The sequence below is a fragment of the Globicatella sp. HMSC072A10 genome, from assembly GCF_001811625.1.
Taxonomy (GTDB): domain Bacteria; phylum Bacillota; class Bacilli; order Lactobacillales; family Aerococcaceae; genus Globicatella; species Globicatella sanguinis.
This window is the reverse complement of record NZ_KV805698.1, coordinates 40,606-50,408: the sequence shown is the minus strand read 5'-3', so window position 1 is coordinate 50,408 and position 9,803 is coordinate 40,606. Positions and strand designations below refer to the sequence as shown.

Here is a 9,803-nt window from a genome sequence, read left to right as displayed (position 1 = left end):
ATCAAGATACTCTGATATAGGACGCTTACTTTCATGCTTGCAACCTATAATTGATAAATAGCACCCTTCCAACTTTTATCCATGTAAGCACAAAAACGCCCCCTCAAAGAGGGAGCGCCACATTAATTAGCAATTAACTAATTATTTTTTTAAGTCTAAGTTGTAGAATGATTTTAAGCCGTTGTATTTAGCAACTTCGCCTAATTCATCTTCAATACGTAATAATTGATTGTATTTAGCGATACGGTCAGTACGGCTTAATGAACCTGTTTTGATTTGGCCAGCGTTAGTTGCAACAGCGATGTCAGCGATTGTTGAATCTTCTGTTTCACCTGAACGGTGTGATACAACTGCTGTGTAACCTGCTTCTTTAGCCATTTCGATTGCATCGAATGTTTCAGTTAATGTACCAATTTGGTTAACTTTGATTAAGATTGAGTTACCAACGCCGTTTTCGATACCACGTTCTAAGATTTCAGTGTTTGTTACGAATAAGTCGTCACCTACTAATTGAACTTTATCACCGATACGTTCAGTTAATAATTTCCAACCTTCCCAGTCGTTTTCATCCATACCGTCTTCGATAGAGATGATTGGGTATTTGTTTACTAATTCTTCTAAGTAATCAACTTGTTCTTCAGCTGTACGTTTTACACCATTTTCACCTTCGAATTTAGTGTAGTCGTAAACACCGTTTTCATAGAATTCTGAAGAAGCACAGTCAAATCCTAAGAATACATCTTTACCTGGTTCTAAACCAGCTTTTTTAATAGCTTCTAAGATAGTTTCAACACCATCTTCAGTTCCTTCGAATGAAGGAGCAAATCCACCTTCGTCACCTACAGCAGTTACTAAACCACGGTCATGTAAGATTGCTTTTAATGCGTGGAATACTTCAGTACCCCAACGTAAAGCTTCTTTAAAAGTAGGAGCACCAACAGGTAAAATCATGAACTCTTGGAAAGCGATTGGAGCATCAGAGTGAGATCCACCGTTAACAATGTTCATCATTGGTGTAGGTAAAACTTTAGTATTGAATCCACCTAAATATTGGTATAAAGGAATATTTAAGTAATCTGCAGCTGCACGTGCAACCGCGATAGAAACACCTAAGATTGCGTTAGCACCTAATTTACCTTTGTTAGGAGTACCGTCTAATTCGATCATTAATTTATCGATTGCTTGTTGTTGTAAAACATCGTATCCTAATAAGGCTTCAGCGATAATATTGTTAACATTATCAACTGCTTTAGAAACACCTTTACCTAAGTAACGTTCTTTGTCTCCGTCACGTAATTCAACCGCTTCGTGTTCACCAGTAGAAGCACCTGAAGGTACCATACCGCGACCAAAAGCACCGCTTTCTGTATAAACTTCAACTTCGATTGTTGGGTTACCACGTGAATCTAAAACTTCGCGTGCATAAACATCTGTAATAAATGGCATTTTTTATTTCTCCTTTAATTTGGTATAAATTTTTACACTGAGATCGTATAAAATACCTATCTCTATTGTAATTATAAATCGGGTGAAATGCAAAGCATTTCGAGGTTTTTCATTATTTTTTAATTAATGATTCACCAGTCATTTCTGCTGGTTTTTCAAGCCCTAATAAATCTAACATTGTTGGCGCTACGTCTGCTAAACGTCCATCTTCTCTTAATTCAATTCCATGTTTAGTGACAATCACTGGAACTGGAACAGTCGTATGAGCAGTATGTGGCGTTCCTTCAGGTGTTATCATAGTCTCTGAGTTTCCGTGGTCAGCAAAAATAATCGCATAGCCACCTTTTTCTAAAATAGCATCAACCACTTTACCTAAGTTTTCGTCAACTGCTTCGATTGCTTTGATAGTTGGTTCTAACATACCGGAGTGTCCAACCATATCTGGGTTGGCGAAGTTTAAGATAATCGCATCATTTTCATCATTCATAATGCTATTATATAAAGCATCACCCACTTCGTAGGCTGACATTTCAGGTTTTAAGTCATAAGTAGCTACTTTTGGTGAGGGGATTAAAATACGGTTTTCGCCTGGGAATTCCTCATTACGTCCACCATTCATAAAGAATGTAACATGTGGATATTTTTCCGTTTCAGCGATACGTAATTGTTTTAATCCAGCATTTGATAATACTTCACCGATGACATTTGTCATTGGAATTGGTGGGAATGCCACTTCTGCATCAATACTAGGATTATAAAGCGTCATGGTTGTTAATTTAACATTTTTTGCTTGTACTCCACGATCAAAGTTATCCCATTCTTTATCGGTAATCGCATTGGATAATTGAATCGCACGGTCAGGACGGAAGTTAAAGAAGATGATGGAATCATTGTCTTCAACTTTAGCAATTGGATGACCATTCTCTGTAATCACAGCTGGAACGATGAACTCATCTGTTATGCCTTCAGCATAGTTATGTTCTAAAACAGCTTGTGCTGAGTCAAATGTTGGTCCTTCGCTATGGAAAATAGCATCATAAGCTAATTTCACACGTTCCCATCGTTTATCACGGTCCATTGCATAATAACGACCAGATACAGTAGCAATTTTACCTACACCAGTTGCAGCTAAGTGATCTTCTAAAGTTTTAACATAGCCTGGTCCAGCTTTTGGATCCACGTCACGTCCATCCATAAAGGCATGGATGTAAACTTTTTCGATTCCTTTTGCTTTTGCTGTATCGACTAAGGCTAATAAATGGTTTAAATGACTGTGAACACCACCATCGGATAATAGACCAAATAAATGTAAAGCTGATTGATTATCTAATACTTGTTGGAAAGCATGATTCAAAGCCTCATTCGTTGCGAATTCACCATCAGCAATGGCTTTATCGATACGGGTTAAACTTTGATAAACAATACGTCCAGCACCAATATTGGTGTGACCAACTTCAGAGTTACCCATTTGACCATCAGGAAGACCAACATCTAATCCTGAAGCTTTCATTGTTGAATGTGGAAATTCATCATAATATCGATCAAAATTTGGTTTTTTAGCTAAAGCAACTGCATTACCGTTGCTATCAGCTCTCCATCCAAATCCGTCTAAGATGATAATCGCTACGGGAGATTTACTCATTATTTTACTGCCTCCAATAATGCTAAGAAAGAATCTGGTTGTAAAGAAGCGCCACCTACTAATGCACCGTCAACATCCGGACAAGCCATGTAGTCTTTAATGTTTTCAGGTTTAACTGAACCACCATATTGTACGCGAACTTTATCTGCAATATCTTGACCGAAGTCAGCTGCTACCACGTCACGAACAGCTTTACACATTTTTTGAGCATCATCTTGAGTTGCTGATTTACCAGTACCGATTGCCCAGATTGGCTCATAGGCAATAACTAATGAAGCTACTTGTTCTGCCGTTAAGTCTTTTAAGGCTGCTTTAATTTGAGCACCAACAAACTCTTCTGCTTTACCAGCTTCATAAGTTTCTAAAGTTTCACCACAGCAGATGATTGGTGTCATGCCGTTACGGAAAATAGCATGTGCTTTCTTATTAATGTCTTCATCTTTTTCGTGGAAGTATTCACGACGTTCAGAGTGACCAATAATGACATATTCTACTCCTAAGGCACCTAAAGCTTTAGGACTAATTTCCCCAGTAAATGCACCTTCATCTTCAAAGTAACAGTTTTGAGCTGCTACTTTAACTTCTGTATCTTTAACCCCTTTTGTCATTCCTTCAAGGAATAATGCAGGTGAACCGATAACTGTATCAACTAAATCATTTGATGGAACATTGTTTTTGACAGCATCCACAAATTCACGGGCTTCAGCGGCCGTTTTATTCATTTTCCAGTTACCAGCGATAATTGGTTTACGTGACATTCTATCTTCTCCTTTTATATTTCTTAACTAATGACAGGGTAGAGTCATTCCCCCACCCTGGCATTGAGCTTTTTTAATTACTTGTCGTTAATTGCTTCAACACCTGGTAAAACTGCGCCTTCTAAGTAAGTTAATGACGCACCACCACCGGTAGAGATATGTGAGAATTTATCTTCATATCCTAATTGTAAAACTGCTGCCGCAGAGTCTCCTCCACCAACGATTGTTGTGGCATCTTCTAAGTTAGCAATAGCTTCACAAACACCAATAGTCCCTTTAGCAAAATTAGGCATTTCGAATACACCCATTGGGCCATTCCACACCACTGTTTTCGCATCTTTTAAGATCTCAGTGTAAAACTCTACTGATTTAGGTCCACAGTCTAAACCTTCCCAATCAGCAGGAATGTCGTCGATAGATACTACTTGAGTATTCGCATCATTTGAGAAGTCATCCGCTACAACGACATCTACCGGTAAAGCAATTTTATCACCCGCTTTAGCTAATAATTCTTTAGCTAACTCAACGCGGTCTAATTCTAATAATGAATTACCAACTTCTTTACCTTGAGCTTTTAAGAATGTATAAGCCATACCGCCACCGATAATAACTTTATCAGCTTTGTCTAATAAGTTTTCAATTACTTTAATTTTATCCGAAACTTTCGCTCCACCTAAAATAGCCACGAATGGTCGAACAGGGTTATCCACTGCTTCACCTAAGAATTTTACTTCTTTCTCCATTAAATAACCTGCAGCAGATTCTAAATGAGAAGCAATGCCTACGTTAGAAGCATGGGCACGGTGAGCTGTACCGAAAGCATCATTGACGAATAAGTCACCTAATGAAGCCCAATATTTACCTAATTCAGCATCATTACCAGATTCTTTTTTGCCATCGATATCTTCAAAACGAGTATTTTCAACAACTAATACTTCGCCTTCTTTTAAAGATTTAACAGCTTCTTCTAATTCTGCACCACGAGTAACTGGTGAGAATTTAACCTCTTGTTCTAATAATTCAGCTAAACGGTCAGCAGCTGGTTTTAATGATTTACCAGCTTTATCCTCTTCTGTTTTCACTTTACCTAAGTGAGAGAATAAAACAACTTTAGCTTGGTTGTTGATTAAATATTTGATGGTATCTAAAGCCGCAACAATACGATTGTCGTCGGTAATAACGCCATCTTTCATTGGAACGTTAAAATCCACACGCACTAATACTGTTTTGCCTTGAACTTGTAAATCTTCAACTGTTTTTTTTGCCATACTTTTCTCCTCCTAAAGAGTTTTTTATATATAAAAAGTGCAGGGAAGCGTCTTTGCCTCCCCGCACTTTTGGATAGACGCTTTTGAAACGCTATTTGATAAATTAAGCTTTAGCGAAGTATTCTAAAGTACGAACTAATTGTGCAGTATATGACATTTCATTGTCATACCAAGCAACAGTTTTAACTAATTGTTTGTCGCCAACAGTCATAACTTTTGTTTGAGTTGCATCGAATAATGAACCATAAGTAATACCTACGATATCAGAAGAAACGATTTCGTCTTCGTTATATCCGTATGATTCGTTAGCTGCTGCTTTCATTGCTGCGTTCACTTCTTCAGCTGTAACTGGTTTTTCTAATACAGTTACTAATTCAGTTAATGAACCAGTTGCTACAGGAACACGTTGTGCAGCTCCGTCTAATTTACCGTTTAATTCTGGAATAACTAAACCGATAGCTTTAGCAGCACCTGTTGTGTTAGGAATAATGTTTTCAGCTGCAGCACGAGCACGACGTAAGTCACCTTTACGATGTGGTGCATCTAAAGTATTTTGGTCACCAGTATAAGCATGGATAGTTGTCATTAAACCTTCAACAACTCCAAAGCTGTCATTTAATACTTTTGCCATAGGAGCTAAACAGTTAGTAGTACATGAAGCACCAGAGATAACTGTTTCGTCACCAGTTAAGATATCATGGTTAGTATTGTAAACGATTGTTGGAACATCATTACCACCAGGTGCAGAAATAACAACACGTTTGGCACCACCTTGTAAGTGTAATTCAGCTTTTTCTTTAGAAGTGAAGAAACCAGTACATTCTAATACGATTTCAACTCCTAATTCGCCCCAAGGTAATTCATTTGGATTTGGGTTAGCTAAAACTTTCACTTCTTTACCGTTAACACGGAAAGCTCCGTCTAATACCTCAACTTCACCATTGAAGCGACCTTGAGTTGTATCATATTTTAATAAGTGAGCTAATTGATTAGCATCTGTTAAGTCGTTGATTGCTACTACTTCGATTCCTTCTACTTCTTGGATACGACGGAATGCTAAACGACCGATACGTCCAAAACCATTAATACCTACTTTTACTGTCATAATTGACTTCCTCCTTAAGGATTTTTTATTTTAATGAGTTTCCTCATTTAAAATCATATTTGCGACGCCCTCATCACAGATTAACCATCCATGATGTTGGACTAATTTACAATAGCCTTCTACGGCATGTGCTTTTGTAGCACCACCAACTATTGTCAGAACTAAAGGAATGTGGCTCACGTCTTCTATTTGAATACCAATCCGTGGTAATCGTAATACTTCTTGGCCTTGTTCATCAAAGAACACGCCAAACGCTTCACCAATCGCCTTTTTTTCTTTTAATAATTGTTGTTGTTGTGCAGTAAGCTCCCGACGCTCTGCCATCACTTCGGCGGATCCAACACTGACTAATAAACAATCTGCTTTCTTACTCAATGCCACTGCCTGACTAATCGAAGGGTCTGTCATCAATATTTTCGACGCATCTTCTTCCATTGCATCCGGTAGAAATAAAGGAACATATTTTGAATTCGTTTTTTGAGCCATCACACCGCCAACAATATTGGATTGGATATTAAATCCCCCCCCAACACCGCCACGGGCTGGAACAAATACTAATTCACGATTTTGGGACAAATCATCAGTTAAACCTTCGCCGACATGAGCTAAGGTCTCACCACCTGTCACCGCAATAATACTACGACCAAACTTCAAGTAGCGTTCTAATACTTGTTGAGTAGCGTAACTCAATTCCCGATAGACGACCGAATCATGATCTAAATCACCTGGTACAACCCAACAATTGGAGATACCTAAATGACTTTTTAATGATTCTTCAATATCGTGTAAACGACTTGAGTTTTTTACTGTCTCAGAAATCATGTCTGAAACAATATGTCCATGTTCCGTTAAGCGAATCCCCACTCTTGTCACTTCAACTAAATCTTGTTCACGCATTAGATCAATAATCGTTCGTACTGAACGTTCAGAACTGTTAATCCGATCAGCTAAATTTTTTCGACCTAATGGTTCACCAACTTGTCTTAAGTGATAGAGGATTTCATAGCGCGTTCGCAAGGTTGCACTTAAATCAGGTGCTATTGCTTGAATCATAGAAAAAACATCCTTCATGGTGTTCCTCCTCTTGGGCAACAAATGACCAACCAATTAAGTTTTTAAAAAACTCTTCTAAATAATCAGTTCATCGTTTTCCATATTAATACTATACCATTATTCAATATTGTTTGCAATCAAAATCAAATAATAATAGCCGATATCCGCCCCTATTGCATGGGCGATTATTGGCCAATAAGATTAAATATTTCAATATTAACAAATGGTTAAGTGCTTTCTTTGAAAGAGTTTAATATTACATATATTTTCATAAAAAAATTCTGGACTTTCGCCCAGAATTAAGATTTTCTTAAAATTTAAAATATTAAATTCTTTTCGTTCAATTATTTTAACGATTTGTTATTCTCCATAATATAATCAATTAAACCATATTCTTTTGCCTGTTCCGCAGTCATATAATTATCACGGTCCGTATCGCGGGCAATAATATCGATTGGTTGCCCTGTACGATCAGCTAAAATCGTATTAAGGCGCTCACGCGTATGTAAAATATGACGGGCAGCTATTTCGATTTCAGTCGCTTGACCTTGCGCTCCACCTAATGGTTGGTGAATCATCACTTCAGAATTAGGTAAAGCGTAGCGTTTGCCTTTTTGTCCTGCTGCTAATAAGAAAGCCCCCATTGACGCAGCCATTCCGATAACAATCGTTTGTACATCGGATTTAATAAAGTTCATCGTATCAAAAATAGCTAATCCAGCAGAAACGCTCCCCCCAGGTGAATTAATATATAAATAAATATCCTTTTCTGAGTCTTGGGCTTCTAAAAATAATAATTGGGCAATGACACTGTTAGCCACATTATCATCAATAGGTCCACTTAGCATAATAATTCTATCTTTTAATAAACGAGAATAAATATCATAGGCACGTTCTCCACGTGAAGATTGTTCAATTACTGTAGGTATTAAATTCAAATTTATCGCTCCTTTTCTCACTTTATCTGGATTCATTATACTCCATTAGTCAAATAAGGTCAATCTTATTGACTTGAATATTTCCTTCGTCATTTTATCGAACACTGTTACAAGTTTCAATCAAAAGCATTCTAGGAAAAATTTATTTTTGTTTATCCTTTATAAAACGGCTCTATACTTTTTGTTGTAGGTCAACAAAAATGCCTCTGTCCATTCACACCATTTGACAAAGAGCCTATAAAACAAAATGAAGGCCTCTGTTAAAGCCTTCATTTTCCGTACTGTTGTCATTTATCAATCGTCTTGTTAATTATAGACCTAAAAATCCTTTTACTAATGTTTCGATATTTGCCATTTCAGTTGCTGCATCAGCATCATTAATAATAATATTTTCTAATGCTGTTTTTAACTCAGAGTAAACTTCACTAGCTCCAACATAGGCAGCTTGTGCCTTACCAAATTCTAATTCTTCAGAGGCAGCTTTAACAAGTGGATTTTCTTCTAAGTATTGAGTCCATTCTTCAGATTCTGCACCTTGTTTTGTAACAGGTAAATAACCTGTCGCAATCGCCCAACGGTCAGTATTTTCTAATAAGAATGACATGAATTGCACTGCCGCTTTTTGTTGTTCTTCAGATGCAGAAGAGAAAACACCTAAATCATTACCTGCAAATAAGGTTAATTCTTCACCATCACCAAAGACCGGAATATGTGCAGTTTCTAATTCGATACCACTTTCTTCTACACCCGGTAAGACATATTGTAAACCAGCAGAAGAACCAATATATAACGCACTTTCACCAGCAGCAAATGGACCAGACATATAGCCATCTTCACCTGCTGTACGTGCATGTTCATTCGCTAATAAATCTTTAATGAATTGAAGTGGCTCAATTGCTTTTTCAGAAGACATATCAACTTGCGATAAATCATCTGCAATCCAAGTTGCACCATTTTGACGAGCCATTGTTTCATATTCCATGGTTAACTCGTTTTCAAGTCCCATTGCTGGTTTTTCAATTCCAGCTTCATCTAATTTTTCACCTAATGCCAATACTTCATCCCAAGTTTTTGGAACTTCAGCATTCACTTCATCCAACATTGTTTTATTGACAAACATTAAGCGTACTGATTTTGAGAATGGTAAAGCATAAATTTGATCATCAAAAGTAGCACCTTTTAAGAAAGTTTCATAAACCCCTTCTTTTAACTCATCAGTATAGCCGTTTTCAGGTGTTAATAAGTCATTTAAAGGTAATAATAAACCTTGATCCATGAAATCCGGGGTGTTCGAAGCTGTTAATTGAGCAATTGTCGGTAAATCGCCTGATACACCAGAAGCCATAATACTTTGTTGTAAAGTAGAATAGTCACCTTGGTTTTGTTCAACGACTTCAATCCCTTCTTGTGAAGCATTAAATTCTTCAACTAATTTAGTTAACATTTCTTGGTGTGGACCATTCATCGCATGCCAAAAAGTTACTTGTACTTTCTCTTGCGCATTTGCTGATGGAACAAAAGAGCCTAAAGTTGTTGCTGCTAATAAAGTTGCCGCTAATGTGCGTAATTTTTTCATTAATGTTTTCCTCCCAG

8 protein-coding genes are annotated in these 9,803 nt (G+C 37.3%); all 8 read right to left on the bottom strand.

Annotated elements, in window-relative coordinates; genetic code table 11:
- Nucleotides 1–141 precede the first annotated feature (141 nt).
- The 8 genes from eno to HMPREF2811_RS04475 all read right to left on the bottom strand — a co-directional run bounded on the left by eno (nt 142) and on the right by HMPREF2811_RS04475 (nt 9,786).
- On the bottom strand, nt 142–1,446 hold the full coding sequence (gene eno / locus HMPREF2811_RS04510) for a phosphopyruvate hydratase (RefSeq protein WP_066125952.1): 1,305 nt from the start codon (nt 1,444–1,446) through the stop codon (nt 142–144).
- A gap of 112 nt (nt 1,447–1,558) precedes the next feature.
- Nucleotides 1,559–3,088 (bottom strand): 2,3-bisphosphoglycerate-independent phosphoglycerate mutase, encoded by a 1,530-nt coding sequence (gene gpmI, locus HMPREF2811_RS04505; protein WP_071408283.1) that lies wholly within the window; start codon nt 3,086–3,088, stop codon nt 1,559–1,561.
- The gene (gene tpiA / locus HMPREF2811_RS04500) at nt 3,088–3,846 is read right to left on the bottom strand and encodes a triose-phosphate isomerase (protein WP_071408282.1); all 759 of its coding nucleotides are present in this window, start codon (nt 3,844–3,846) and stop codon (nt 3,088–3,090) included. Before tpiA ends, gpmI begins: the two co-directional genes overlap by 1 nt.
- Nucleotides 3,847–3,923: 77 nt before the next feature.
- On the bottom strand, nt 3,924–5,114 hold the full coding sequence (gene pgk, locus HMPREF2811_RS04495; RefSeq protein WP_071408281.1) for a phosphoglycerate kinase: 1,191 nt from the start codon (nt 5,112–5,114) through the stop codon (nt 3,924–3,926).
- 103 nt (nt 5,115–5,217) lie between these two features.
- Complete coding sequence (gene gap / locus HMPREF2811_RS04490; protein ID WP_071408280.1) at nt 5,218–6,219, bottom strand: type I glyceraldehyde-3-phosphate dehydrogenase; 1,002 nt, start codon at nt 6,217–6,219, stop codon at nt 5,218–5,220.
- Between the two features lie 30 nt (nt 6,220–6,249).
- Nucleotides 6,250–7,290 carry a sugar-binding transcriptional regulator gene (locus HMPREF2811_RS04485; protein ID WP_071408279.1) on the bottom strand — a complete coding sequence of 347 codons (1,041 nt, stop codon included), beginning with the start codon at nt 7,288–7,290 and terminating at the stop codon, nt 6,250–6,252.
- A gap of 326 nt (nt 7,291–7,616) precedes the next feature.
- Complete coding sequence (gene clpP, locus HMPREF2811_RS04480; protein WP_071408284.1) at nt 7,617–8,210, bottom strand: ATP-dependent Clp endopeptidase proteolytic subunit ClpP; 594 nt, start codon at nt 8,208–8,210, stop codon at nt 7,617–7,619.
- A gap of 310 nt (nt 8,211–8,520) precedes the next feature.
- A complete protein-coding gene (locus tag HMPREF2811_RS04475) occupies nt 8,521–9,786 on the bottom strand; it encodes an ABC transporter substrate-binding protein (protein WP_071408278.1) in 1,266 nt (421 codons plus the stop codon).
- Nucleotides 9,787–9,803 lie beyond the last annotated feature (17 nt).